The sequence below is a fragment of the Vibrio sp. Y58_MX_L22 genome, assembly GCF_024181865.1.
Classification (GTDB): domain Bacteria; phylum Pseudomonadota; class Gammaproteobacteria; order Enterobacterales; family Vibrionaceae; genus Vibrio; species Vibrio alginolyticus.
The window spans coordinates 256,461-280,636 of record NZ_JAMZAN010000001.1 but is presented as its reverse complement, the minus strand read 5'-3'; the positions used below and the strand labels follow the sequence as shown (position 1 = coordinate 280,636).

Sequence of the window (24,176 nt, the reverse complement as noted above, 5' to 3'; positions counted from 1 at the left end):
GTACTCGGGGTTGTCACACAATTGTGACTAAAGCAGAGTTTCTGATGAGATAGGTTTGAAACGCAGTGTGTACTATTTGCTGGTAATTATGCGATCACGTTAATATGTGAAGGTGACTTCGTAGTAAGGAAGTCTCAAATTAATGAGCCATACTAAAAACAATCAGCTCACCATTTTGCATTAATGTGCATATTTGGAAACATCGTCAGTGGAGGACATTATGTTCGGTATTTTCAAGAGAAAGACAAAGATTCAGGGCATCGCTCAAGAAGTTCCTTGCGTGCTACTGCATTCGTTTGGTGATAAAGACATTTATACGCCGGAAGAGATTGATCAAGCTCTTCAAAAGCTGGGTTATGATAAGAGCAAGGATATCAGTCATTATCAGTATGCGTATGGAATGTTTGCCGATGAAGCCTCTTACGAGCTCCTAGAACTAACGGATGAGCTAGGTAATTATGGTCATTTCCAACGTGAAGTAGGTAAGATGCTACTCAATACACCTGAGCCGATTGATATGCATATCTACTTTGAAATTTCTCGTCAGCACCAAAACGTCAGCCTTTCACCTGGTCATCAAAAAGTAAGCGAAAGTGATGGTGTGTAAACATCGTTAGTGGTATTCCATCGTGAGATGAGTTGGGTATAATGCGCGGCCTAATTATCCGGACATGTTGTCGGTTACATTTCTGTTGAGCGTTAATGCCTTATGTTCAAAATGCTTGTCTCTATGCCACCAATGTTGGCGCTGTCGATAGCGATTGTATGTGAAGTGATTGCCACTTCTTATATTCCCAAAACAGAGCAATTTACGAAAGTAATGCCGAGCACAGTCGTTTTGATTGGTTACGGCATCGCTTTCTTCTTGCTTTCCGTCACAGTGCAAACAATGCCTGTCGGGGTTGTTTATGCCATATGGAGTGGTGCTGGGATCGTTTTGGTTGCGACGGTTGGTTACTTTGTTTACGGACAGCGTCTAGACTTACCAGCCCTAGTTGGTATTGGGTTTATCATCGCTGGTGTGTTGATCGTAAATTTATTATCCAAAACAGTAGGGTACGAATAACGCCACTCTACTTGTTAAGTGAATAAGAAGCCGCAGCGAGAAATTGCTGCGGCTTTTTAGTGCAAATTCAATCGCTAATGGCGAGTATTGATATGATGTCTTATTGTTGCATTCATCACGGTCGCATTATGTGATTGAAAAATAGGCATTATTTAGCGCATTGAAAATACAAAGTTATGTTTCTTCAAACTTTAGAAAAGGGCAGTAGATAAATCACTCCGATAGATGTTAACGTGGCGACTCATCTTTACTGCTTTTTCATTCCCTACATATTTCTGCAAAGTTCTTATTGTGTAGTGTGTCGAAGAACCATAGAATCCGCGCGCTTTAATTTATGTTATTAGCGTTATCAATGATAAAAGTGCAGTCCATTATCATTGTTTTTATCACTTATAGATGGGCACATCTGACAATACTTACATGAACAAATACAAAAAGCCTGCATTCAAGGCCGAATTTCTTTTGCCTCGTTACTGGGGAACGTTAATTATCATTAGCGTGATGTACTTACTTAGCCTCCTTCCTTTTAAAGTTCAACTAGCTTTGGGACGCAACATTGGTCGTTTAGCTATGCGACTCATGAGAAAACGTCAAGTTACGATCAGACGCAATCTTGAGCTTTGCTTCCCTCATATGGAAGAATGCCAACGCGAAGCAATTCTAAAAGACAACATCGACAATACTGGCATCGCACTTTTTGAGACCGCAATGGCATGGTTTTGGTCAGATAAACGGGTAAACAAACACGTCACGATAAAAGGCATGGAGCATCTAGAGGCTTTAGAGAAGTCAGGCAAAGGTGCATTAATGTTGGCCGTACACTCAATGAATCTAGAGTTAGGTGCTCGAGCTTTTGGCATTAAAAAGTCTGGAACCGGTGTTTATCGCCCAAACAATAATCCGTGCTTTGATTATTTTCAGTATAAGGGACGCTCTCGCTCTAATCGTACACTGATTGATCGTAAAAACGTCAAAGCCATGCTTGAAGCACTTAAAACAGGTGAGCGGGTTTGGTATGCACCGGACCACGATTATGGTAACCGACGCTCGACATTTGCACCGTTATTTGCCGTTAAAAATGCTTGTACTACGACAGGCACAAGTTTGTTGGTTGATTCTACAGATTGCGCCATTGTGCCTTTTACGATGGTAAGAGGAAAAGACGGACACTATACCCTAACCATTAGTGCGCCCGTCGAAGGTTTCCCGAAAGAGGATCATCAACGTGCCGCCGCATTCGTGAATCAAATAGTTGAAACATCAATCATGGCAAGTCCGAGCCAGTATATGTGGCTTCATCGTCGGTTTAAAACTAGACCAGAGGGTGAGGACTGTTTGTACAAGCCTAGGCTCATCCCTAGCTTGGCATAACACATAGAGAGCCTACAAAAAGCCCAAGGAACATACGAACCTTGGGCTTTTACTTTCTATTCTTTTCGCTTTATAAGTAGCGATCTTTTAGGTGAGCTTGAAAGTGTTTAGCATTCAGTGTTTCACCCGTGGCTTGTTTTACCAACTCATCAGTGGTGAATAAGCTACCTTTACTCCAGATGTTTTCCGAGAGCCAATTGAATATCGGAGCTAAGTCGCCAGAACGAATAACCGCATCTACATCGACGGTTTGTTTCATTGCTGCCATAAATTGTGCAGCGTACATCGCACCGAGCGTGTAGGACGGGAAATAGCCAAAACTTCCGTCTGTCCAATGGATATCTTGCATACAGCCATTTTTGAAGTTTCCTTCGGTTGATAGCCCCAAGTACGCTTTCATCTTTTCGTTCCAGAGTTCTGGTACATCTGTATGTTTGATGACGCCGTTCATGAGATCTCGCTCAATTTCATATCGAAGAATAACGTGAGCAGGATATGTTAGTTCGTCAGCATCTACGCGAATAAAGCCTTTTTCTACGCGAGTGTAAATTTTGGCTAAATTGTCTTTTTCGAATTCACTACCAGAAAAATGGTTAGAAGCCAGTCGAGCGAGGTGATCGATAAACGCGCTGCTTCGTCCTATTTGCATTTCAAAGAAGAGTGATTGTGATTCATGAATACCCATAGAGCGAGCTTCTCCCGCGGGTGTTCCTGATAAATCTTTTGGTAGCCCTTGCTCGTATCGAGCATGGCCAGTTTCGTGGACAATCCCCATCAATGATTGGACAAACTCGTTTTCATTATAACGTGTCGTAATACGCACATCTGTCGGTACACCGCCACAAAATGGGTGGGTACTCTCATCAAGTCGACCGTGTTCAAAATCGAATTGAAGTAGCTTCATGACTTCCAAACCGAGCGCTTTTTGCTTTTCCGCAGGGTAGTGTGCAGTTGGCAATAAGATGTTGTCTGATTGTTGTTTTTCAAGCGCTTCATCGATCAAAGTAGGAAGCCAGGTTTTCACGTCAGCAAAAAGAATGTCTAACGACGCAGACGTTGTGCCAGGTTCATAAACATCGAGCATGGCATCATAAGGAGTCGTGCCATTTGCTTCGGCTCTAATTTGCGCTTCTTCCTGCGATAGCTTTACGACTTCAGCCCAGTTCTTTTCAAAACCAGCCCAGTCATTTTCTCCACGTTGCGTACGCCATGCATGTTCACATTTGGAGCCAGCAAGAGATTGAGCTTGAACTAATGATTCTGGTAGTAAGTTAGCTTGCTGCCACCCACGCTTCATTTCTCTTAGGATAGATTTTTCTTTTGTAGACAGCGTCTCTTCTTCTGCCTGAGCGAAAAGCTCTCCCAAGTGCGGTTGAGTCATTAAAGAATGGATATGTACATCGAGCTCTGCCGTGGCATTCGAGCGTGCTTCAGCGCCACCAGGTGGCATGACCGCCGCTTGATCCCAATCTATGATGGCTGATAGATGCTCAAAATTTGCCACTTTTTTGGAATGTTCAACGAGTTTTGTAAATGCGTTCATGTGACTACTCTTATTCTTTTGTTCTTTCCCTAAACACCCGATAACGGGTCCTTCATATGGTGTTGCACTAAGCAACCTGCGTTAATTTACTAATAATTAACAATTAACTCCAACCCATTGTCCATAAACTCACCCAGTTGTATAGCTCTCTTAAAAAAGAAGCTTGCGAATCTTGTGGATTGGCGGTATTGATGAAGGATTGACAATTAATTATCACGATAATATGGATATTTTGAATTTCGAGGCATTTATTATTGCCATTACGATTTTAACGTTAACGCCAGGTTTAGATACTGCACTTGTTATCCGTAACACTAGCCGATCGGGCCTAAAAGATGGATGTACAACCAGTCTAGGGATTTGCTTTGGCTTATTCGTACATGCTTTTTTTTCTGCGGTTGGTATCTCGGCGATTCTTGCGCAATCAGCAGAGTTGTTCCAAATCGTAAAAATGATTGGCGCAGCTTATCTTATCTGGCTTGGTTTGAGCAGTTTAAAAGCGCTAATGTCGTCGAAAGATGGATTGACCGTGACCGAGCAGATTCACGAAGTGTTTAATGGTAAGCGCTCTTTTAGAGAGGGCTTTCTTTCTAACGTCTTGAACCCGAAAACGGCGGTCTTCTATTTGGCTTTCTTGCCACAGTTTGTGAATCCAGAAGGTTCACCCTTGCTTCAATCAATGATGATGGCATCTGTACACTTTGCTATTGCGATGGTTTGGCAGTGTGGTTTAGCTGGCGCGCTTAACTCGGCTAAAAATCTACTAAAGAATGCAAGCTTTATGAAGTGGATGGAAGGCGCGACGGGCGCAGTATTAGTCGCACTTGGTGTGAAGTTATTAATTGAAAAACCCGTTTAATGCGTAATATTTATCGATTGTTGATACTACTCGCTGTATTTATTGTGGGGATAGGTGCCGCTGTTGCTTGGCATACGTGGCCACAAGTACAGTTTGCGCAACGCGGCATGATCTGGTCTTGGCACTGGGGCTACTTCGAGCCTTTTGCTAATGGAATACAACAAACGCGAACTCAAGACACTAAACAGTTATTGCTCAGGCGTGTGTATTTGCATGACGCTATTGTCGTTTTTGTTTCGACAACTATGGACAATAAATTTGAGGTTGACGTTGTAAAAGAGCAAACCTGTGAACCTAAAACGACAACTTGGGCTTCGGTCTCTGTCAATCATCAACGTGTTAGGCATGTACCTATGGTGTGCGATGCGTTTGGGCAAGGCTACTTTTATCGCTACATCGGGAAACATCTGGAATCGATTGAGGTTGGTGTCGGCGACTCGTTTGTAACAGAAGCATTTTTAGACTGGCCGCTATCAGAGTTGAAAGCGGATCAATTCAAGCAAAAAAATGCGAAGTTTTTTGAAGAACGTGGAGAAAACGTTGAGCATCAATGGTTGAGAGATTAACCATTTAACCGAAGATAAATAAAGCCCGCTAAATAATAGCGGGCTATGTGTTTTTACCATTTCTAATGTGTTTTGCTCTCTGTGACTGGTAGTTTGTGACCGCAAACCTGCCGTTTCACTAAGCTTTCACTGCTTCAACTTCACCTGATTGCGATGTTGAGCTAAAGAACAGTTTGGTTTCTGCCAGTACGACGTGACGCAGTGCGATCAAACCAATTAGGTTAGGAATTGCCATCAGACCGTTTACGATATCAGCCAGTAGCCAAATCATATCGAGGTGAAGGAATGCACCAGATGCCACCAAGCCGACGAAAATCAGTTTGTATGGAAGCACAGCTTTAGTTCCGAACAGGAACACAACGCAACGCTCACCGTAGTAGTTCCAACCAAGAATGGTGGTAAAAGCGAAGAACATCAAACCGATTGAGACGAGCATAGGGCCAAATGTATCTGCATTTAAACCCACCGCAAAAGCATGAGTCGTCATCGCGGCACCTGCAAGGTCACTTTGCCATGCACCGGTCAGGATTAGAGCAAGGCCTGTCATGGTACAAATAATGATGGTATCGAAAAAGGTACCCGTCATTGAAATTAGGCCTTGTTTAACACAAGAGTCTGTCTTCGCTGCTGCTGCTGCCATAGGCGCGCTACCCAAACCAGATTCATTTGAGAACACACCGCGAGCGATACCTGATTGGATTGCCAACATGATGCTTGCACCTAGAAAACCACCAGTCGCTGCTGTTGATGTAAAGGCTGAAACCAGCACTAATTCAACGGCATTGAACAATTGGTCTGCATTCATGATGATCACGCTTAAACACGCCAACACATAAAATACAGCCATGGTAGGAACCACTTTTCCTGCAACGTTAGCAATGGATTTGATGCCACCCAAAGTTACGAAAGCAACCAAAAGAGTTAGTACAAAGGCAGATAGCTCACGGTTAACACCAAGAGATATCTCACTTGCATCCAGAATCGCGTTTACTTGTGGAAACGTACCGATACCAAAACAAGCAACACCCAAAGCAAACACTGCAAACATGATCGCGAGAGCTTTTGAGCCAACACCGTATTGCAAGTAATACATTGGGCCACCAATCATTTGGCCTTTATCATCGACTCTTCGGTACTTAACCGCCAACAAACATTCGGCGTATTTAGTCGCCATTCCGAAAAGGGCAGCGAGCCACATCCAGAATAGAGCGCCTGGTCCACCGAGTTTGATTGCTGTGGCAACACCAACAATGTTACCAGTACCAATTGTTGCTGAGAGCGCAGTACAAAGAGCTGCAAAGCTAGAAACGTCACCTTGAGTATTAGATGACTTATCTTTACTGAATACCATCGCTAGCGCTGTTGGGAGGTGTTTAAACTGGATCAAGCCAAGGCTAAAAGTGAAGTAAACCCCTGTACCTACTAGCAAAATAAGCAGCGGTGGACCCCAGACAAAATTATCGATGGTTTGTAGTAAAGATTGTAGGTTGTTCATGATTTCCCCTTAATAAAACAACTAATAAGGAGAAGAGGGAAAGGACGAGATCAACGATCTCTAAAAGAACTAAGCTATTGGTTGTAGGCGGGAAGGCCAAGCAAAATAGTTAGGTTGTAACTTTCCACTCCTCTGTCCTTTTGCCTGAGAGTTTCACCTTGCGTGAGTGCAAGACTTGCTCCTTCGGCGACCGATTTAACGGTTCTCTCCAGAGGTTCCTCCAACTACAGTCCCCGCTACCTAGGTAGCACCTGAAATAGTTAATTCTTCGGCGAGTTATGCTAATCAAATGTTAAAATTTGATTAATAACCACTCTCCTGCAGTCTTCATCGGAACAATTACTCAATTAAATGAGTAAAGGTTAGTTAATGATGCTGGTCATCATTAACGTGTGAACTCTATCATGTTTTTGGTCCATTTCAACACCCTATGTCAATTTATTTTCAATGAAATAACCTCATCAATTTTCATGAAGGTATGTTTGCCAATCTTTTTGTGCGAGTCACGGCATAAATAAAATTTATTGGGTTAGGGAATGGAACCCAAAAACACTTCAGAACGATAAATGTGTTTCGACCGTTACGACATAAGTTATTCAATTAAGGACACAAAATTGATTAAAATCGGAGCACTTATTTTAAAATCTACGCTAAGTTGACCTTATGGTACGTATAAATGGGTTACAATGAATCTTTGTGAAACAGTCTACGGACCTAGGCAGTTTTTCATGAGTGGACAAGGAGGCGGTATGACCAGATTATTAGCCATTGCGGTGTTGATTGCAGTAGCATTTGTGCTGTTTCGTTATCGAACCAATGAAAAAGTCCAAAAAGCGACCGTTATAACATTAATTGGCGCATTTCTGATTTATACAGCATCAATTATGTTTGCGGAATTGATCCGCTAGCAAAGTAAAAGAGTCCTTGGAGTAGTATACGGTGAGTTCTCAGAACAAAATGGAAGAGCAAGACGACGTAGTTGTCATTGAAGAGCGTGACAAACGTACGCATATCTATATCGCAATCGCTGCGGTGTTAGGCTTGGCATTTGGTGGCCTTGTTGGATCGGTTGTCACTGCGAACAAGTGGGAATCGACTTACCACGTATTAGAAGAAAAGTATCAAGCACTAACGCAAGATAAAACCCAGTTGGCATCTCAAGTAAAAGTGCGTGAAGAGGCGCTTGACCAAGAGATACAAAACCAAGTTAGTGAGTTACTCGCCGCGAAAGATGAAGCTCATCAGAAAGCACTTAAGAAGTTGCAAAAGCAATTGACTGAGGTCGAGAAGGTTAACTTGTCACTAGAGTCTCAATTGAAGCAGCAGGCAGATAAGATCAACACGACGAAGTCAGAAAATGAGAAGTTGAGTCGTCAAGCGGATATGCAAGCGACTATGTTTGAGCGGTCCCGCGAAGTATTCCAGAAAGAGCTAAAAATTTCGCAAGAATTAGAGTCTCTCGAGAAAGAACGGTCGAAATTATTACCTAAGATTGAGAAACTCAAGAAAGAGTGTGACGTATTTTTAGAAGGCAAATCTTGGGACGTGAAGTCGGACGCGTGTGATAAACATGACGAAGCTAATTCACGACTAAGTCAGGTCGATCAAATGATTGAAGTCTATAAAATGGACCTCAAACAAATCAAAGCAATAACGGAAGATATCGGCCTTTAAGTCTTTTGTATCCGATTTTTGAAAAGCAAAAGGAGCTCTTTAAGAGCTCCTTTTTCGTTGTTAGCTATGACTTTAAGGCTGCTCGTATATTAGATTCGTGAGGCGTCATAGCCTGAGGCGAGCAGGAGCTCTCGTTCGTGTTTAATCAGCTGAGCTCGATCTTCAATTAGTTCATTGAGTGCTTGAGATGGCTTACCTGCTAATGCTTTGAACGAATCAAAAGATTCCGCGGTGTCGATTTTATCAATCATCTGACTGATGACATTACGAGCCTCACACGGGTTACTCGTCGTTGTAAAGTATTCTACTTGCTTTGCTGCCGATTTCATCTCAGTTAATAGCTCAAGCGGGCTACTTTCTTTGGCTACTGCCATGTAGTTATCCAGCACGCGCTTTGCATAAAGCAGTTCTTTGAGGGGGATATCTCTTCCGCTCTCGATTAGGGATTCGCTAAGGATCATACTTGAGCTCATGGGCATTCCTTCTTATTACTACGCCGCTTTTGATGTTTCCTTGAGTCTAATTTATTGAAGTCACATTGGGAATGGGTAAAAAGCATTTTTAACGCATTTTTATTCATTTGTGAAAACACGAATGCGATGCTTATCTGGATCGATAGCCATAAAATTTAACCCATACACTGATGTCGCTGGTGGTTGAACAAACTCAACACCTAGGTCTTTCCAGCGCTTGTAAATGCGCTCTAGCATATGACTATTGGGCACCGATAAAGACAACTCGGTGCCACCACCTCTAATTCCGCTGTAGGGTGAAAGATTATCTCTTTGCTTGAGTGTCAACGTTAAGCCTTCGGTCAGTGGAATAGCGGCGAAGGTTGGAGACAACTGCGTGACTTTGCGTTCGAACAGTTTCGAATAAAAAACTTGGCTTATGTGGATGTCCTCAACGTAGAGAACGAATGAATTGATAGTCAGCATGGTTTGTTCCTTAATCAATTAGAAATAGTAGGGGCAATCTAACGGAAAGGAACGACAGGAGTTGTCAGTAGAACATTCTCGAAGGTAAGTGACAGAATAAGAAAAAGGAGCCGTTTAGCTCCTTTTTATCAGCGGAATCATTGGTATTAATGAGTGTGTTTGGAAGAATACCAGTTGTTTTGATACGCTTTAGATGCAAATAATGCGTTTGCTTTTGCACGCTCGATAATAGATTCGTCCACCTCTAGCGGCTTCATGGTTTGGTCTTTAAAGTCGTACGCCAGGGTCGATATCTTTTCACCAGGGGAAAGCACAACGAGATTGTCGCGCGTTAAATAACCAAAGTTTTTGTCGTATTGCATCATTGCGCGTTCATCTTCGCGAGCCAGTGGCTTCGTTAAATCACGACCAATCATCGGTGTTTTAGCATCTACCCCAATCAGAGATAACAGTGTAGGCGGCATGTCTATGTTGTTTGCTATGCGGTCATCTTTACGTGGTTGAATGCCTTTACCAAGGATCAATGCTGGAATGTGAAAGTGCTTAACTGGAACAAGGTTAGCGCCAGAAACACGTGCATCATGATCTGCAATTACAATGAAAATGGTATCATCCCAATAAGATGACTTTTTCGCCTTTTCAAAGAAAGTGCCCAAAGCGTAATCGGAATATTTAACGGCGTTGTTACGCGTCATATATTCTGAATCGTATGGCTCAATTTTGCCTTTTGGATACTCATAAGGGCTATGATTACTTGACGTAAAAACTAAGCTAAAAAAAGGTTTGTCGCTTTTTGAAAGGCGTTCAAACTCTTCGTTTGCTTTGTTATATAGATCTTCATCACTAACACCCCAAGAGCCAACAAAGCTTGGGTTGTTATAATCGTCTTCTTCTACTATTTGATCAAAACCGTTACCAAAGAAGAAAGTTTTCATGTTGTCAAAGTTGGCTTCACCGCCGTAAATAAATTGCGTGTGATAGCCTTGAGCTTTCAGTAAGTCCGCGATGGTAAAGAAACCCGTTTGGCTTTTACTCAGCTTCACTACCGCGCGAGACGGAGATGGAGGAAAGCCCGTGGTTACGGCTTCAATTCCACGAACAGAACGAGTACCAGTGGCGTACATTTGTGTGAACTGCCAACCTTCCTTCATGAGTTCATCAAGGTTTGGTGTTAGAGGCAAACCACCCAAAGCACCGACAAATTGGGCGCCTAAGCTTTCTTGTAGCAAAATCACTAAGTTTTTATGTTTACCCTGGTAAGTCGCGGGGTTACTGTTCATGGTTGGGAGTAATGAAGGGGTGAAGTCGGACTTTGTTGATGAAGTGCGAACTAATTCCAACATCTTTTGAGTGTCCATTTTTCCGTAGAACTGCTTAGCACTCTTTTCTGACTTCATGCTATTAACCGCAAACAACAATGAGTAAGATGAGTTCAGTGCTAAGTCGTTAAGCAGTGGATCGTTAGAAAAGGCGACCATAGCAGGATTTAGCGGGCGGTGCCCTAAAGATGAGCGAGCACCTGCAACCCCAAAAAGAACAACGAAAAGTGCCAATAGTGGTCGCCATTTCCAGTTGACCTGCTGCGCCTTATCGGTCAGTTTCTTACTCCACTTCCAACCTAAAGTGATGGTTAAAACTGTACCTAACGCACCAATAAACAGTTCTAATTTGTAGCCAGTCCAGAGCATACTCAAGACTTCTTTTGGGTAGATTAAGTATTCCACAAACAGGCGGTTTGGACGTAGGTCGTATTCCTGAATGAATGGCGCTGTTGCGAGCTCCATGTATACAAGCACCCAAAGCCCTAAAACCATCCATATGCGTAATATTCGCTTCCAACACTCTCCCATCTTACCGGTTAATGGCATGAAGGTTGAAAACAGTGCTGGAAGAATAAATAACCAGCAAAGCGTTGCAATATCTACGCGCAAACCTTGACCTAGGATGTAAATTAAGTCGTTTAGAGAGTCAATACGGTCAATCTGCCAAAAAGCTAGCAAAACTCTTGAGATAGACAGAAATAGAAGCGAAAACAAAGAAAAGGCAGCAATTGGCTGCAAAGGCCCCCACACAGAGCTCTTTGATAAGTTTTTCATATTTATTCGAATAGTTTAATTGTTATGTTGTGTTGTTTTTAGCAAAGCAAGCGTGAAATAAACGTGAATTATAATGTGGGTTTATGGTCGAGTAGTGTAAGTGTTGGTATGTCTATGTAAGGGGGAGGGGCGTTTGTGTAAAAAAGAGCCAGTTGATAACACCAACTGGCTCTAGAGGTTGATAACGGCATGATTACATTGCGGCTTTCTTCGCTTCTTCGACCCATGCGTCGAACTTTTTCTGGTTCGCTTTGATCCAACCATTTACATGAGACTCGATGTCCGCTGAGCTGTTCTTACCTTGGCTCATCATCATATTCTGAGCACTAACATCATTGATATTTAGTTTGATGATTTCAAACAGCTTTGCAGCAGCAGGGTTGTTTTCTGTAAACTCTTTATTAGCAACGATGCGCATAGAGTTCATCTCGAAGCCGTAGTTCTTACCGTTCTCTAGTGTTGTATCAATGTCCTTACGCTCACCAGGAAGTGAAGAGAATGGCACTTCTAACCACACAACATCTTTCCCCGGAACTAAAACGCCACTTACCCAGTACGGTGTCCAAGTGTAGTAAAGAATCGGATCGCCTTTTTTGTAACGTGAGATCGTATCAGCGATAATCGCCGCGTAGTTACCTTGGTTGTGTGTTACTGTGTCACGAAGTTTGAAAGCATCCAACTGATGCTCAACAACCATTTCACAACCCCAACCTGGGTTACAACCAGTTAAGTCCGCTTTGCCATCGCCGTTTGCATCGAATAGCTTCGCCAATTTTGGATCTTTTAACTGACCAATGTTAGTGATGTTATATTTTTCCGCGGTTTTCTTATCGATCAAATAACCTTGCGCAGCACCACTTACGTATTGGCCTTTACGGAAGAACTTATCATCACCGCCAGACATCGTGTACTTATCGGCGTGAAGAGGGAACCAACCAACCGCTAAGAAAGTAGCATCACCTTTAGCAATAGAGGTGTAGCCTACGTTGTAGTCCACTTCTTTGGTCGGTTTAACATCGTAACCAAGCTCTTCAAGTGCGCGGTTTACGATCAACGTTTGAAATGTTTCTTCTGCAACGGTTGATTGAACAGGCTGAACAGTGACACCTTCACCTGGTAGTTCACTTGCCACACCATAAGTTGAAAATGCGATAGTACTTAGAGCTCCAACAGAGAGCGCTTTCTTCCATGAATTATTCATTGATGTTTCTCCTAAGTTTTAGATCGTCTTGGTTCGTCTTTGTTTTCAGTTTTAATAGGTATGAAACAGGACCTGTGTGATACCAGCGAAGTTTAGTGTTGCCCGCATTAACCCCTAACACCTGGGTGATACGGTCTAACAAAATCGCAAGAATAACGATGCCTAAGCCACCAACGGCAGCAAGACCCATATCAAGTCGGCCAATACCACGAAGTACCATTTGGCCTAAGCCGCCAACAGCAATCATTGAAGCAATCACTACCATAGAAAGTGACAGCATTAAGGTTTGGTTTACACCTGCCATGATAGTTGGTAACGCCAACGGTAACTGGATGCGATAAAGCATCTGTTTTTTGTTTGCCCCGAAAGAGTGGCCAGCTTCGATAAGCTCTTCAGGTACTTGCTGAATACCCAAAATAGTCAGGCGCACAACGGGAGGCAGGGCGAAAATGATCGTTACTACTACGCCAGGAACGTTACCAATACCAAACAACATAACAATTGGCACAAGGTAAACGAATGCGGGAGTCGTTTGCATTGCATCTAATATTGGCCTAACAAATTTGGCAGCGGTTTGGCTCCTTGCCAACCATATCCCCATTGGTAGCCCTATAAGCAAACAGAAGAAAACGGCGGTTAACACCAGTGCTAGCGTTGTCATCGCTTGTGACCACGCACCAATTAGGCCGATGAAAACAAGGGATACAAGAGTAGAAAAACCAAGTTTTACATTGGAAAACTGCCACGCTAGCAAAAATAAAATGAGTACCATTATAGGCGCAGGTGTAGACACCAAAGCAGTTTCAAACGACGTTAGAATAAAGTCGATTGGAACTCGTATTGCTTGGAAAACAGGTCGACCATGTTCCACCAGCCAGTTCAAACCGGATTCTACCCAGCTATCGAGGGGTAAAACCGCATCTTGGAATGGGTTCATAATATCGAATGGCGCTTGCTCTACAGTTTCTGAGTTGAGCCAATCATTACTTGGTGCGGCCTCTGTACCTTGCGACCAAGGATCATCTTGCGCAGGAGCAGTATTTGACCAGGGATCATTGTTAGTTTGCTCTGAAGACATCGTGTTAATCCTTATCTAGTGTTTGTAGAAGACGTGATTTAGTCACGACACCAAAGTAAGTTCCTTGCGCATCTACGACAGGCACGGCATAAGGAACACCAGCAACCAGACCCAAAATGTCATTAATTGACTGATCAGGCTGAAGAGTAACTTCATCCGGTAATTGAGCACTGGCTAACGAACGGTTTTCTTTATGAGCCAAACGTAGTGAATCAAGAGATACGATGCCGGAATATCGGCTAGATTTATCGACGACAATGCCGTAATCACGGTCGTGATCCATCAGAATCTGCATCGCAGAGCCTGGACCGTCATTTTCCGATTTCTTAAAAACAGCCGCTGGCTTCTTGCGCGCGATATCTTTTGCTGTCAAGACACTTGCGATGTTTACGCCGCGGAAAAACGCTTCGACATAATCATTTGCTGGACTGTGTAATATTTCATCAGGTGTACCAACCTGAACAACCTCACCGTTTTGCATGATGGCGATGCGGTCGCCAATGCGCATTGCTTCATCCAAATCATGAGAAATGAAGACAATTGTGCGTTTGTCATCGTTCTGTAGACGAATAAGCTCATCTTGCATCTCAGAACGGATCAATGGGTCTAAAGCGGAAAACGCCTCGTCCATTAATAGGATGTCAGGATCACAGGCTAACGCTCTCGCTAAACCAACGCGCTGTTTCATACCACCGGATAATTCGTCAGGGAAAGATTCTGCATAAGGGTCTAAACCCACTCTTTCTAGGGCGGAAAGGGCACTTTTCTGACGCTCATTAACATCGATGCCGGCAAGTTCTAAACCAAAGGCGGCATTTTCAATCACCGTCATGTGTGGCATGAGTGCGAAACTTTGAAACACCATTGAGATATTATTACGACGAACTTCTCGAAGTTCATTTTCGGAGATGTGGGCGATATCTCTTCCTTTGAGATAAACACTGCCTTTAGTCGGCTCAATGAGCCGGTTAAGAAGTCGAACAAGGGTGGATTTCCCGGAGCCAGAAAGGCCCATGATTACGAAAATTTCCCCTTCATTTATGGTGAGAGATACATCGTTTACGCCGACTGTTAAACCTGTCTGTTCAAAAATACCGTCTTTATCGACGCCTTTGTCGATAAGCGAGAAGGCTCTCTCTGGGTCTTCTCCAAACACTTTATACAGTCCCTTAACTTCCAGTATGGGATCCATGTTATCTGTCCTTTTTCGTGTGTTTATAACTGTTTAACGATTTGTACTCTAATTAATTTTAGTTCAACTTTCAATGAAAGGGGGTTGGTTAACTAGTTATGCTGTGCATAGAGAATTAGTTGAGCAAGGTCTGTTCAACTCTTGTTTTTTATATTTAAAACAATTGCTTGAGATGTGTTTTTATCCGCCATAACGTTGCCCTGACGTAGGGTTGAATTTATTTTGAATTTTTTTGTACATTTCAACTCAACTCACTTGCATAGATATAAGCCGTGATAGCTTAGAGCTCTACATATAAAAAGGTTAGAGCTCTAATTTTTGGTTAAGGCTTGGTCCTGTGAAATCGGTTAGGTACTGTTATCCTTAGATTTATTTATTGCTTGATTTCACTCAGGGTGATATTTATCGCTGTAGTTTAGGCAACGTATGGAATAAAAAATGGAAGCCGAACAGTTAGAAGTGCTCAATTTCATTAGCCAGTACCCACCTTTTGATGACCTACCTGAAGAGCAGCTTAGAAAAATTGCTCTCAATGCCGAGGTTGCATACTTTCGGCAAGGAACAAAAATCCTTAACTTCGGAGATACGATCCGCGACTTGTATATGGTGAGAAGTGGGGCGGTAGAGATTTATCGACGTAAAGGTGAACTTTACAACAGGATTGATGCTGGTGGACTGTTTGGTCAGATGGGGTTGTTGATGAACAACCGCGTACGTATGCCAGCCAAAGCGATAGAAGACACTCTCGTTTACTGCATTCCGGAAAACATCTTCAATGAACTTTGTGATGAGTTTGAAAACTTTGCGGACTACATGGAACTGGAAGATAGCGCGCGTTTGCGAAGCGCAATATCTAGCCGCTCCGAAAGCAATGACTTTACCACCGCTAAGGCACGTAAAATCTTAGCAAGAGATCCAGTAACTCTGGAGGCAACGGCTTCAATTCAGGAAGCTGCGATACTAATGGCAGAGGAAAATGTCACCTCTCTGCTCATTATTCGCCCGACAGAGGAGCTCACAGAAGAAGATGACGAACAGCTGCTTGGAATATTGACTGATCGCGATCTTTGCATTCGCGTACTAGCTCAGGGTATTGATACCAATATTCCAGTGAGTGAGGTCATGAGTTATGACGTGGTTTCATTGGATTATAACGCCTATGTGTTTGAGGCCATGTTAACCATGTTGCGTTACAACGTGCATCATTTACCAATTTTAAAAGATAAAAAGCCGATAGGAATTATTGGCATGACGGACATCGTTCGTTATGAATCTCAGAACAGCCTATTGCTAGTGAGCTCTATTTTTCAGCAAACCAGTGTCGAGGATCTCAAGCAGGTTTCTGAACAAGTAAAAGACTGTTTCGTAAGAATGGTCAATGAAGATGCCAACGCGCACATGATTGGTCGAGCCATGTCGGTTATAGGCAGTAGTTTCAAACAACGCCTCGCTGAATTAGCTGAGCAAGAGTTCGGCCCTGCGCCCATTCCTTATTGTTTAGTCGCAATGGGTTCAATGGCGAGGGATGAGCAGTTAATTGTAACGGATCAAGATAACGCGCTTATTCTCGATAACAGTTATGACGTTGAGATTCACGGAGAGTACTTTGAAAAGTTTGCTAAATTTGTTTGTGATGGTTTAGCGGCATGCGGCTATGCTTATTGTACTGGAGACATTATGGCTACCAACCCAGAATGGCGAAAAACTCGTGCAGAATGGGAAGAATGCTTTGGAAACTGGATAGACAATCCAACCCCTGAGAGATTGTTAAATAGTAATATCTTTTTTGATCTCCTCGGTGTGCATGGGCGAGTGAAATGGGCGGAGCAACTAAGCAGCTTTATTGTGAGACGAGCGAAAAGAAATAACCGCTTTCTTGCTTGTATGGCGTATAACGCAATACGTAGGACGCCTCCACTGGGCTTTTTCAAAGACTTTGTGATGGAGAAAGATGGTCGTCATCGCAACTCGATTAACTTGAAGCGAAGGGGGACGGCTCCGTTGGCCGATTTAATACGGGTGCATTCTCTGGCAATCGGTTCGCGATCGCAAAACTCTTTCGACCGTTTAGATGACATTAATGATGCTGGTATTTTACCGAAAGGTCGAGGTTTGGATTTAAGGGATGCGATGGAGCTAATCTACATGGTTCGAATTCGTCACCAAGCCCTTGATATAGAAAATGGTGAAGAGCCAGACAACAATATTGAGCCGGAGAACATGTCTGAATTTGAACGTCGAAACTTAAAAGCAGCATTTCAAATTCTAAGTAACGCACAGAACTTCATTAAGTTTCGATACCAGAGAAGTAGCAAATGATGTGGTTCTCAAAAAAGGCAGAAAAAGAACATCCGTTGTTGGATACATCCCAGACGCCAGAGTGGTCAATGTTGTTCAAACAACTCGCTAAAGAAGCGAAAGACGAGAGGCTCAAACGCTACTATTCGACACCGATGGTTAATGGGGAAACACCAATTGAACAAGTGCCATTTGTCTCGGTAGACTTTGAGACAACAGGATTGAACTCGGAAGAGGATGTCATTCTCACGATCGGACTTGTGCCGTTCACTATTGATCGTGTTCAATGTAATGGTTCTGCTCATTGGGTCGTTAACCCAAACAGAGAGTTAAACCACGAGTCTGTCATTATTCACGGTATCACTGACTCTGAGGTTAAAAACGCGCCGCAGCTGTCTCAGATCTTGGGTGAAATATTGGATGCGTTGTCAGGCAAAGTGGTACTTGTTCACTACAAGAACATTGAAAGGCAGTTCTTTAATAACGCCTTGCTAAATAGCATCGGAGAGGGGATACAGTTTCCTGTTGTTGATACGTTAGATATTGAGTATGCGATACAGCGCCGTGAATGCAGAGGTTTTATCAATAAGTTGAAAGGCAAGAAACCCGGTTCTGTACGATTAGGGCACGCTCGTGAAAGATATGGCCTCCCTGCTTATCAACCTCACCATGCCCTGACGGATGCGTTAGCAACTGCGGAGCTGTTTCAAGCACAACTGCAGTATCACTTTAATCGAAACATGCCAATATCTTCGGTTTGGCAATAGGCGTTATTTATGGTGAAAACAATAAAATGCAATGAGAGATAGGGGGCTTTAAGATTATGATGGCGGATTGAGTAACCGCTTATAAGAACAATGTTTTATGAACATGTGCTTGGTAGTGATGAAGACGTTTCATTACTCGAACTCCGACGAAAGTAATTTAAACTTGGTCACGTATTTTTAAGGAGATTATCCGTGAGCACCGATAATAACGGTGGCATTCAACGCCCCGATGGAAAAGTAAACGCAATAGATACTGACTATCAAATTGGTCAGGATAACGTTGCGCTAAAGGTAGGCCCATTTGGCCTTGATATTCACAACCGTGTTTTTGCAATTTCTGGCTTAGCAATCGTCATGTTTGTTGTGATAACACTATTATTCCGAGAACAGGTAGAGCCGTTTTTTGCAGACCTACGAGCGGGTTTGTTACACAATTTAGACTGGTTTTTTCTCGCTTCAGGTAATATTTTTGTCATTGTCTGTGTCGGATTGATCTTCACACCATTAGGCCGTGTACGAATCGGTGGTACTGAAGCAACACCGGATTACTCCTATGCTGGATGGTTGGCAATGCTATTTGCTGCGGGTATGGGCATTGGTCTCGTATTCTTCGGTGTATCAGAACCGATGTCCCATTTTAGTTCTGCGATTGGTGGCGTGAGCGTTGAGAATGGTGTACGTACTGACTGGGCACCGCTAGGTGGTGCAGAGGGCGATGCAACTGCAGCTTCGGCATTAGGGATGGCTGCGACGATTTACCACTGGGCACTTCATCCGTGGTCAATATACGCGCTCTTGGCTCTTGGACTGGCTATCTTTTCATTTAACAAAGGTTTGCCACTCACCATGCGCTCAATTTTTTACCCTTTGTTTGGTGAGCGTGTATGGGGTTGGACTGGTCATATTATCGATATTCTTGCAGTGGTAGCGACGGTTTTTGGTTTAGCAACATCGCTAGGCTACGGTGCATCTCAAGCCGCAACGGGTTTGAACTTCCTGTTTGATGTCCCAATGACCAATACCACGCAGGTTATATTGATTATTGGTATTACTGCGCTCGCTTTAATCTCTGTTGTGGCTGGACTCGATAAGGGCGTGAAAATCTTATCTGAAATCAATATGGGTCTTGCAGCACTGCTATTGCTATTTGTTATTGTTGTTGGCCCGACGATTGCGATTTTAACTGGTTTCTTCGAGAACATCGTTTCCTATGTGGCTAATATCCCTGCCTTATCTATGCCATTTGGACGAGAGGATGTGAATTACTCTCAAGGCTGGACGGCGTTTTACTGGGCGTGGTGGATTTCTTGGTCACCATTTGTGGGTATGTTCATCGCACGTGTGTCTCGCGGTCGTTCGGTTCGTGAGTTTATTATTTGCGTTATTCTTATCCCATCTTCAGTTTGTGTGTTATGGATGACGGCTTTTGGCGGTAACGCAATTAGCCAATACGTTAATGATGGCTATGAGGCGGTGTTTAACGCAGAACTGCCTTTAAAACTTTTTGCCATGTTAGATGTTATGCCATTGGCTGAGATAACATCTTTTGTCGGCATTATCTTAGTCGTGGTGTTCTTCATTACCTCTTCTGACTCAGGATCACTGGTTATTGATACTATTGCTGCGGGCGGTAAGGTCGATGCACCAACGCCACAACGCGTGTTCTGGTGTACGTTTGAAGGTTTGGTTGCGATTGCATTGATGTTGGGTGGTGGTCTAGCTGCTGCTCAAGCAATGGCGGTGACGACTGGTTTACCATTTACTATTGTTTTGCTTGTTGCAACGGTATCTTTGATAAAAGGTTTGATGGATGAACCTCGTCCAAAGGCGGTTTCTAAGAAATCAAAATAACTAGTATCAGCAGTTAAATTATTGATAAAAGCGGTATGCGAAAGCATGCCGCTTTTTTTTTGGATTTCTATTTTTTTCTGAGAAATGAACAGCATGGAAAACGGTCTTATTCTGGTTGTTTTTTGTACTGCGCATTTAGGTGACTATTTAATAAATTAGACCTCAAACTATTTTAACTTTTGGTTAATAGGTTTATTTTTGTGATCTAAATCACAAAAATACCGATAAAAAGGCGGATTATTTGATTTTTAGTCGCGAGGGATGCCCATAATAAAAAGGAAATTTAATTAGACCTCAAAGGATATGTATTTTCATATGATCACATCAGCACCTTGGGTCCTTTATCCAGAGATTGGAGAAGACTCAAGTAAAAAATGGATTTTTCGTGAGCCTAAAATCTCTGATGGTGACGACATTTACAGCTTGATTGCAGACTGTCCTCCATTGGACATGAACTCATCTTATTGCAATTTCCTACAGTCTACGCATTTCAGCAAAACCAGTATTTTGGTTGAGCAAAAAGGCGAAATCGCAGGTTTCATTTCCGGTTATCAGAAACCAGACGAGCAAGACGTTTTATTTGTCTGGCAAGTTGCAGTCTCACCTCGCTTTAGAGGTCATGGTTTAGCATTCCGCATGTTGAAAGAACTTCTCACCCGAGAGGAATTAGGCGGTGTTAAATCGGTAGAAACTACCATCACGGAAGATAATAAAGCCTCTTGGGCACTGTTCAAAAAGTTAGATGCGATGAACGGCAATTCTGGCCAAGTAAGCACATTTTTGGATGAAGAAGCCCACTTTAAAGGCAAACACGATACAGAATATTTGTATCGCATTCCTCTCAAATAATCCTCAAACAATAGGAATTAAAAACGGTCTCATCATGGATATTTTCAAAAAGCAGGAATCCAACGTACGCTCATATTCAAACAATTTCCCGGTCGTTTTTCGTAAAGCGAAAGGCTGCTGGCTAGAAACAGAACAAGGTGAACGATACTTAGACTTCCTTGCTGGAGCGGGATCTCTAAATTACGGCCATAACAATCCAGTACTAAAACAAGCGTTGCTTGAGTACATTGAAATGGACGGTATTACTCACGGTTTGGATATGCACTCAGAAGCGAAAGCATCGTTTCTGGAAGCGTTGGATACTTACATCCTTAAACCAAGAAACTTGGATTACAAGGTTCAGTTTACGGGCCCAACAGGTACTAACGCTGTTGAGGCGGCATTGAAGCTGGCTAAAAAAGTAAAAGGCCGCGACAGCGTCGTTGCGTTTACTAACGGCTTCCATGGTTGTACTGCTGGCGCACTGGCTGCAACGGGTAACCAGCATCACAGACAAGGTAACGGTTCTAGTCTAAGTAACGTCACTCGTATTCCATTTGAAGGTTACGCTGGCGTAGATGGTCTCGCGCTGTTCGAAACCATGCTAAATGACAACTCTGCAGGTATGGATAAACCAGCCGCTGTACTTCTTGAAACTGTGCAGGGTGAAGGTGGTTTAAATGCTGCTTCAAACGAGTGGTTACAACGTTTGAGCAAAATCTGTAAAGCCAATGACATTCTTGTGATTGTCGATGACATTCAAGCAGGTTGCGGACGTACCGGTACTTTCTTTAGTTTCGAGCCGTCTGGTATCCAACCGGATATCGTGACGCTATCGAAGTCGATCGGTGGTTACGGTTTGCCGATGGCTGTCGTATTACTTAAGCCTGAGCTTGACCAGTGGAAGCCAGGCGAGCATAACGGTACGTTCCGTGGCAATAATCACGCCTTTATTACTGCTGCAAAAGCACTAGAAATTTACTGGGCAAACGATGATTTTGAAACACACATCAAGCAGTGTTCAGACAAGGTAAGTGCAGTGATTGACCGTTGTGTTCGTCGCTTTCCTCAAATGTTTGTGCAGAAAAAAGGCCGCGGCATGATGGTTGGTATTGAATGTATCAATGGTGACATGGCATCTGAAATTGCGAAAAACTGTTTCGAGAATGGAATGGTGATAGAGACAGCGGGTCCAGAAGATGAAGTTGTGAAGTTCTTCTGTCCACTAACCATCAGCGAATCAGAGCTAGATCAAGGACTAAGCATCTTTGAAAATGCAGTAGAGACTATCGCTGCGAAACATTTCAAACAAGCATCTTAATAAGGATTTTAATTATGATCGTCAGAACTCTAGATGAATGCCGCAACAGCGAACGACGTGTTGTTTCAGATAACTGGGAAAGTGTCCGCATGTTGTTGAAAGACGACAACATGGGTTTCTCTTTCCACATCACAACAATTTATGAAGATACAGAAACTCATATTCACTATCAAAACCACCTTGAATCGGTGTTTTGTATGAGTGGTGAAGGTGAGATTGAAGTTGTAGGTGGAGAAACGTACCCAATCAAACCAGGTACATTATACATCCTTGATAAACACGATGAGCACTACTTGAGAGCTTATAAGAATAAAGAAATGGTAATGGCGTGTGTGTTTAACCCACCGATTACTGGCGCTGAAGTGCACGATGAAAACGGTGTTTATCCTCTCGTTGACTAAAAGATGATGGTGGGGTGCTTTGCCACCCCACACTTTACTATCTCTTCTTTTTTCTTTTTAAAGTTACCAATCAAAAAAGGCTTATCATGACATTTACCGTAGAAAAAATCGGCGGTACATCAATGACAGCATTTGATGCTGTTCTCGACAATATTATTCTTCGTCCCAAAACACCATACAATCGTATTTTTGTCGTATCTGCATACGGTGGTATGACCGATGCGCTGCTCGAGTGTAAAAAAACCAGTAAACCAGGCGTTTATCAGCTTATCGCGAAACGCGACGACAAATGGGAAGAAGCGTTAGCGTACGTTGAAAGCCGTATGTTGCTGACCAATGAAAATATTTTTGCGGACCCAATGAATCGTATCCGTGCGGATAAATTCATTCGCTCCCGCATTGCTGAAGCGAAAAACTGTATCGCGAATATTTTAGAAACCTGTCAGTACGGTCAATTTTCGTTGCGCCAGTACTTGCCTCAAATTCGAGAGTTTCTCTCGTCTATCGGTGAGGCACATAGTGCTTACAACACAGCACTAAAACTAAAAAATATGGGTATTAACGCTAAGTTCGTTGACCTGTCTGGTTGGGATAATCAAGCGCCAAGAAGCCTTGATGAGTCGATTAGTGACGCGTTTGCTGATATCGATGTATCAAAAGAACTGCCAATCGTGACAGGTTATGCTTACTGTAAAGAGGGCCTAATGCACACTTATGACCGAGGTTATAGTGAGATGACATTTAGCCGAATTGCAGCAATAACAAAAGCGGATTTAGCAGTAATTCACAAAGAGTACCACTTGAGCTCAGCAGACCCACGCGTTGTTGGTCCTGAAAAAGTATTACCAATTGGTAGTACAAACTATGACGTAGCAGACCAACTTGCGAACCTTGGCATGGAAGCGATTCACCCAAATGCCGCTGCGGGTTTACGTGAAAGTGGTATTGAGCTACAGATTAAAAATACATTCGAACCTGAACACGAAGGTACTTTGATCTCTTCAAGCTATCGTCCGGAAGAAGACAAAGTCGAGATCATCGCAGGTAAAGAGAAAGTATTTGCACTGCATTTGTTTGACCAAGCAATGGTAGGAAAAGCCGATAACGTTAGTTACGAATTGATGGAAATCATCTCCGATGCTCGTGTAAGTTTGGTTGGTAAAGAGATGAACGCTAACTCTATTACTTACTATCTAGGTGGCAGTACTGATAGCTTAAACAAAGTATTGTATAAAGCCGAGAAACGTTATCCGAATGCCTCGATTAAAGGTCGTATGGTCGCGCTTATCTCAGCCATTGGTTCTCAAATTGATACCAACAAGACGTTGGCAAAAGGTGTACTTGCATTGATGAATAATGGCGTTACGCCAGTTGCACTGCACTCATCATTGAGAAATGTAAATGTGCAATTTGTTGTCGGTGATAAGGAATACCAGCACGCGATTTGCGCATTGCATGATGAGTTTTTCCAAAGTAGCAGTTTAGCTAAATCGGTTAATGTGGCTTAGTTTATCCACGGTTAAAATACAAAGGAGAGCAGGTTAGCTCTCCTTTTTTTGTTTTTCAGTTTGTACTCACAATGCCCACTTTGTATAGGCTAAACAGGCGATTTAAGTAAGTTCCTATGTGGC

The 24,176-nt window shown here is 42.9% G+C and carries 22 protein-coding genes and 1 riboswitch; of the genes, 14 read left to right on the top strand and 8 right to left on the bottom strand.

Features of this window, described 5'->3' with window-relative positions:
* The first annotated feature begins 220 nt into the window (after positions 1 to 220).
* The 3 genes from NL626_RS01120 (at position 221) to NL626_RS01110 (ending at position 2,437) form a co-directional block, all read left to right on the top strand.
* Complete coding sequence (locus tag NL626_RS01120) at positions 221 to 607, top strand: hypothetical protein (RefSeq protein ID WP_053303128.1); 387 nt, start codon at positions 221 to 223, stop codon at positions 605 to 607.
* Positions 608 to 709: 102 nt separating this feature from the next.
* Complete coding sequence (locus NL626_RS01115; RefSeq protein WP_033905208.1) at positions 710 to 1,066, top strand: multidrug efflux SMR transporter; 357 nt, start codon at positions 710 to 712, stop codon at positions 1,064 to 1,066.
* Between the two features lie 420 nt (positions 1,067 to 1,486).
* A complete protein-coding gene (locus NL626_RS01110) occupies positions 1,487 to 2,437 on the top strand; it encodes an LpxL/LpxP family Kdo(2)-lipid IV(A) lauroyl/palmitoleoyl acyltransferase (protein WP_064369089.1) in 951 nt (316 codons plus the stop codon).
* A 70-nt stretch (positions 2,438 to 2,507) separates the two neighbouring features.
* Here the strand turns inward: NL626_RS01110 and NL626_RS01105 are convergent, their stop codons facing one another.
* Positions 2,508 to 3,980 (bottom strand): carboxypeptidase M32, encoded by a 1,473-nt coding sequence (locus tag NL626_RS01105; protein WP_005377788.1) that lies wholly within the window; start codon positions 3,978 to 3,980, stop codon positions 2,508 to 2,510.
* Between the two features lie 223 nt (positions 3,981 to 4,203).
* On the opposite strand from NL626_RS01105, the gene NL626_RS01100 reads away from it, so the two are divergent.
* On the top strand, positions 4,204 to 4,839 hold the full coding sequence (locus NL626_RS01100; protein ID WP_017820932.1) for a LysE family translocator: 636 nt from the start codon (positions 4,204 to 4,206) through the stop codon (positions 4,837 to 4,839).
* Positions 4,839 to 5,405: a hypothetical protein gene (locus tag NL626_RS01095; protein WP_005385713.1), complete on the top strand. Its 567-nt coding sequence runs from the start codon at positions 4,839 to 4,841 to the stop codon at positions 5,403 to 5,405. Before NL626_RS01100 ends, NL626_RS01095 begins: the two co-directional genes overlap by 1 nt.
* A gap of 118 nt (positions 5,406 to 5,523) precedes the next feature.
* Here the strand turns inward: NL626_RS01095 and NL626_RS01090 are convergent, their stop codons facing one another.
* Positions 5,524 to 6,900, bottom strand: coding sequence for a sodium:alanine symporter family protein (locus NL626_RS01090; protein ID WP_005377785.1), 1,377 nt, complete (start codon positions 6,898 to 6,900; stop codon positions 5,524 to 5,526).
* A gap of 122 nt (positions 6,901 to 7,022) precedes the next feature.
* Positions 7,023 to 7,122, bottom strand: a riboswitch (glycine riboswitch).
* 527 nt (positions 7,123 to 7,649) lie between these two features.
* On the opposite strand from NL626_RS01090, the gene NL626_RS01085 reads away from it, so the two are divergent.
* Both NL626_RS01085 and NL626_RS01080 read left to right on the top strand, forming a co-directional pair.
* Positions 7,650 to 7,808, top strand: coding sequence for a hypothetical protein (locus tag NL626_RS01085; protein WP_005377784.1), 159 nt, complete (start codon positions 7,650 to 7,652; stop codon positions 7,806 to 7,808).
* A gap of 31 nt (positions 7,809 to 7,839) precedes the next feature.
* Positions 7,840 to 8,574, top strand: coding sequence for a chromosome segregation ATPase (locus tag NL626_RS01080; RefSeq protein WP_017820934.1), 735 nt, complete (start codon positions 7,840 to 7,842; stop codon positions 8,572 to 8,574).
* 89 nt (positions 8,575 to 8,663) lie between these two features.
* Here NL626_RS01080 and NL626_RS01075 read toward each other — a convergent pair whose 3' ends face one another.
* The 6 genes from NL626_RS01075 to proV all read right to left on the bottom strand — a co-directional run bounded on the left by NL626_RS01075 (position 8,664) and on the right by proV (position 15,079).
* The gene (locus NL626_RS01075; RefSeq protein ID WP_054576467.1) at positions 8,664 to 9,047 is read right to left on the bottom strand and encodes a hypothetical protein; all 384 of its coding nucleotides are present in this window, start codon (positions 9,045 to 9,047) and stop codon (positions 8,664 to 8,666) included.
* A 99-nt stretch (positions 9,048 to 9,146) separates the two neighbouring features.
* On the bottom strand, positions 9,147 to 9,512 hold the full coding sequence (locus NL626_RS01070) for a VOC family protein (RefSeq protein ID WP_170893821.1): 366 nt from the start codon (positions 9,510 to 9,512) through the stop codon (positions 9,147 to 9,149).
* A 146-nt stretch (positions 9,513 to 9,658) separates the two neighbouring features.
* Complete coding sequence (locus NL626_RS01065; protein WP_253656904.1) at positions 9,659 to 11,608, bottom strand: LTA synthase family protein; 1,950 nt, start codon at positions 11,606 to 11,608, stop codon at positions 9,659 to 9,661.
* Between the two features lie 193 nt (positions 11,609 to 11,801).
* Positions 11,802 to 12,809 carry a glycine betaine/L-proline ABC transporter substrate-binding protein ProX gene (proX, locus tag NL626_RS01060; RefSeq protein WP_005385703.1) on the bottom strand — a complete coding sequence of 336 codons (1,008 nt, stop codon included), beginning with the start codon at positions 12,807 to 12,809 and terminating at the stop codon, positions 11,802 to 11,804.
* Positions 12,802 to 13,887 carry a glycine betaine/L-proline ABC transporter permease ProW gene (gene proW, locus NL626_RS01055; protein ID WP_005377778.1) on the bottom strand — a complete coding sequence of 362 codons (1,086 nt, stop codon included), beginning with the start codon at positions 13,885 to 13,887 and terminating at the stop codon, positions 12,802 to 12,804. Before proW ends, proX begins: the two co-directional genes overlap by 8 nt.
* Positions 13,888 to 13,891: 4 nt before the next feature.
* A complete protein-coding gene (gene proV / locus NL626_RS01050; RefSeq protein WP_053350385.1) occupies positions 13,892 to 15,079 on the bottom strand; it encodes a glycine betaine/L-proline ABC transporter ATP-binding protein ProV in 1,188 nt (395 codons plus the stop codon).
* Between the two features lie 438 nt (positions 15,080 to 15,517).
* On the opposite strand from proV, the gene NL626_RS01045 reads away from it, so the two are divergent.
* From NL626_RS01045 to NL626_RS01015, 7 genes are all read left to right on the top strand, one after another.
* Complete coding sequence (locus NL626_RS01045) at positions 15,518 to 17,398, top strand: DUF294 nucleotidyltransferase-like domain-containing protein (RefSeq protein WP_005377775.1); 1,881 nt, start codon at positions 15,518 to 15,520, stop codon at positions 17,396 to 17,398.
* On the top strand, positions 17,395 to 18,144 hold the full coding sequence (locus NL626_RS01040; RefSeq protein WP_025766719.1) for a 3'-5' exonuclease: 750 nt from the start codon (positions 17,395 to 17,397) through the stop codon (positions 18,142 to 18,144). Before NL626_RS01045 ends, NL626_RS01040 begins: the two co-directional genes overlap by 4 nt.
* A gap of 192 nt (positions 18,145 to 18,336) precedes the next feature.
* Positions 18,337 to 19,995 carry a BCCT family transporter gene (locus NL626_RS01035; RefSeq protein WP_005377772.1) on the top strand — a complete coding sequence of 553 codons (1,659 nt, stop codon included), beginning with the start codon at positions 18,337 to 18,339 and terminating at the stop codon, positions 19,993 to 19,995.
* A 315-nt stretch (positions 19,996 to 20,310) separates the two neighbouring features.
* Positions 20,311 to 20,844 (top strand): diaminobutyrate acetyltransferase, encoded by a 534-nt coding sequence (gene ectA, locus NL626_RS01030; RefSeq protein WP_005393379.1) that lies wholly within the window; start codon positions 20,311 to 20,313, stop codon positions 20,842 to 20,844.
* Positions 20,845 to 20,878: 34 nt separating this feature from the next.
* Positions 20,879 to 22,144 (top strand): diaminobutyrate--2-oxoglutarate transaminase, encoded by a 1,266-nt coding sequence (ectB, locus tag NL626_RS01025; RefSeq protein ID WP_025766718.1) that lies wholly within the window; start codon positions 20,879 to 20,881, stop codon positions 22,142 to 22,144.
* Between the two features lie 14 nt (positions 22,145 to 22,158).
* Positions 22,159 to 22,545 (top strand): ectoine synthase, encoded by a 387-nt coding sequence (locus tag NL626_RS01020; RefSeq protein ID WP_005377769.1) that lies wholly within the window; start codon positions 22,159 to 22,161, stop codon positions 22,543 to 22,545.
* Between the two features lie 86 nt (positions 22,546 to 22,631).
* On the top strand, positions 22,632 to 24,053 hold the full coding sequence (locus NL626_RS01015) for an aspartate kinase (protein WP_005377768.1): 1,422 nt from the start codon (positions 22,632 to 22,634) through the stop codon (positions 24,051 to 24,053).
* The last annotated feature ends 123 nt before the right edge of the window (positions 24,054 to 24,176 follow it).

Excerpts from the sequence above, each read along its gene's own strand:
- NL626_RS01085 (WP_005377784.1), top strand. The coding sequence starts at position 7,650 with ATGACCAGATTATTAGCCATTGCGGTGTTGATTGCAGTAGCATTTGTG.
- NL626_RS01020 (WP_005377769.1), top strand. The coding sequence starts at position 22,159 with ATGATCGTCAGAACTCTAGATGAATGCCGCAACAGCGAACGACGTGTT.
- proV (WP_053350385.1), bottom strand. The coding sequence starts at position 15,079 with ATGGATCCCATACTGGAAGTTAAGGGACTGTATAAAGTGTTTGGAGAA.
- ectB (WP_025766718.1), top strand. The coding sequence starts at position 20,879 with ATGGATATTTTCAAAAAGCAGGAATCCAACGTACGCTCATATTCAAAC.
- NL626_RS01095 (WP_005385713.1), top strand. The coding sequence starts at position 4,839 with ATGCGTAATATTTATCGATTGTTGATACTACTCGCTGTATTTATTGTG.
- NL626_RS01120 (WP_053303128.1), top strand. The coding sequence starts at position 221 with ATGTTCGGTATTTTCAAGAGAAAGACAAAGATTCAGGGCATCGCTCAA.
- NL626_RS01075 (WP_054576467.1), bottom strand. The coding sequence starts at position 9,047 with ATGAGCTCAAGTATGATCCTTAGCGAATCCCTAATCGAGAGCGGAAGA.
- NL626_RS01090 (WP_005377785.1), bottom strand. The coding sequence starts at position 6,900 with ATGAACAACCTACAATCTTTACTACAAACCATCGATAATTTTGTCTGG.
- proW (WP_005377778.1), bottom strand. The coding sequence starts at position 13,887 with ATGTCTTCAGAGCAAACTAACAATGATCCCTGGTCAAATACTGCTCCT.
- NL626_RS01110 (WP_064369089.1), top strand. The coding sequence starts at position 1,487 with ATGAACAAATACAAAAAGCCTGCATTCAAGGCCGAATTTCTTTTGCCT.
- NL626_RS01105 (WP_005377788.1), bottom strand. The coding sequence starts at position 3,980 with ATGAACGCATTTACAAAACTCGTTGAACATTCCAAAAAAGTGGCAAAT.
- ectA (WP_005393379.1), top strand. The coding sequence starts at position 20,311 with ATGATCACATCAGCACCTTGGGTCCTTTATCCAGAGATTGGAGAAGAC.
- NL626_RS01115 (WP_033905208.1), top strand. The coding sequence starts at position 710 with ATGTTCAAAATGCTTGTCTCTATGCCACCAATGTTGGCGCTGTCGATA.
- NL626_RS01065 (WP_253656904.1), bottom strand. The coding sequence starts at position 11,608 with ATGAAAAACTTATCAAAGAGCTCTGTGTGGGGGCCTTTGCAGCCAATT.
- NL626_RS01100 (WP_017820932.1), top strand. The coding sequence starts at position 4,204 with ATGGATATTTTGAATTTCGAGGCATTTATTATTGCCATTACGATTTTA.
- proX (WP_005385703.1), bottom strand. The coding sequence starts at position 12,809 with ATGAATAATTCATGGAAGAAAGCGCTCTCTGTTGGAGCTCTAAGTACT.
- NL626_RS01070 (WP_170893821.1), bottom strand. The coding sequence starts at position 9,512 with ATGCTGACTATCAATTCATTCGTTCTCTACGTTGAGGACATCCACATA.
- NL626_RS01045 (WP_005377775.1), top strand. The coding sequence starts at position 15,518 with ATGGAAGCCGAACAGTTAGAAGTGCTCAATTTCATTAGCCAGTACCCA.
- NL626_RS01040 (WP_025766719.1), top strand. The coding sequence starts at position 17,395 with ATGATGTGGTTCTCAAAAAAGGCAGAAAAAGAACATCCGTTGTTGGAT.
- NL626_RS01015 (WP_005377768.1), top strand. The coding sequence starts at position 22,632 with ATGACATTTACCGTAGAAAAAATCGGCGGTACATCAATGACAGCATTT.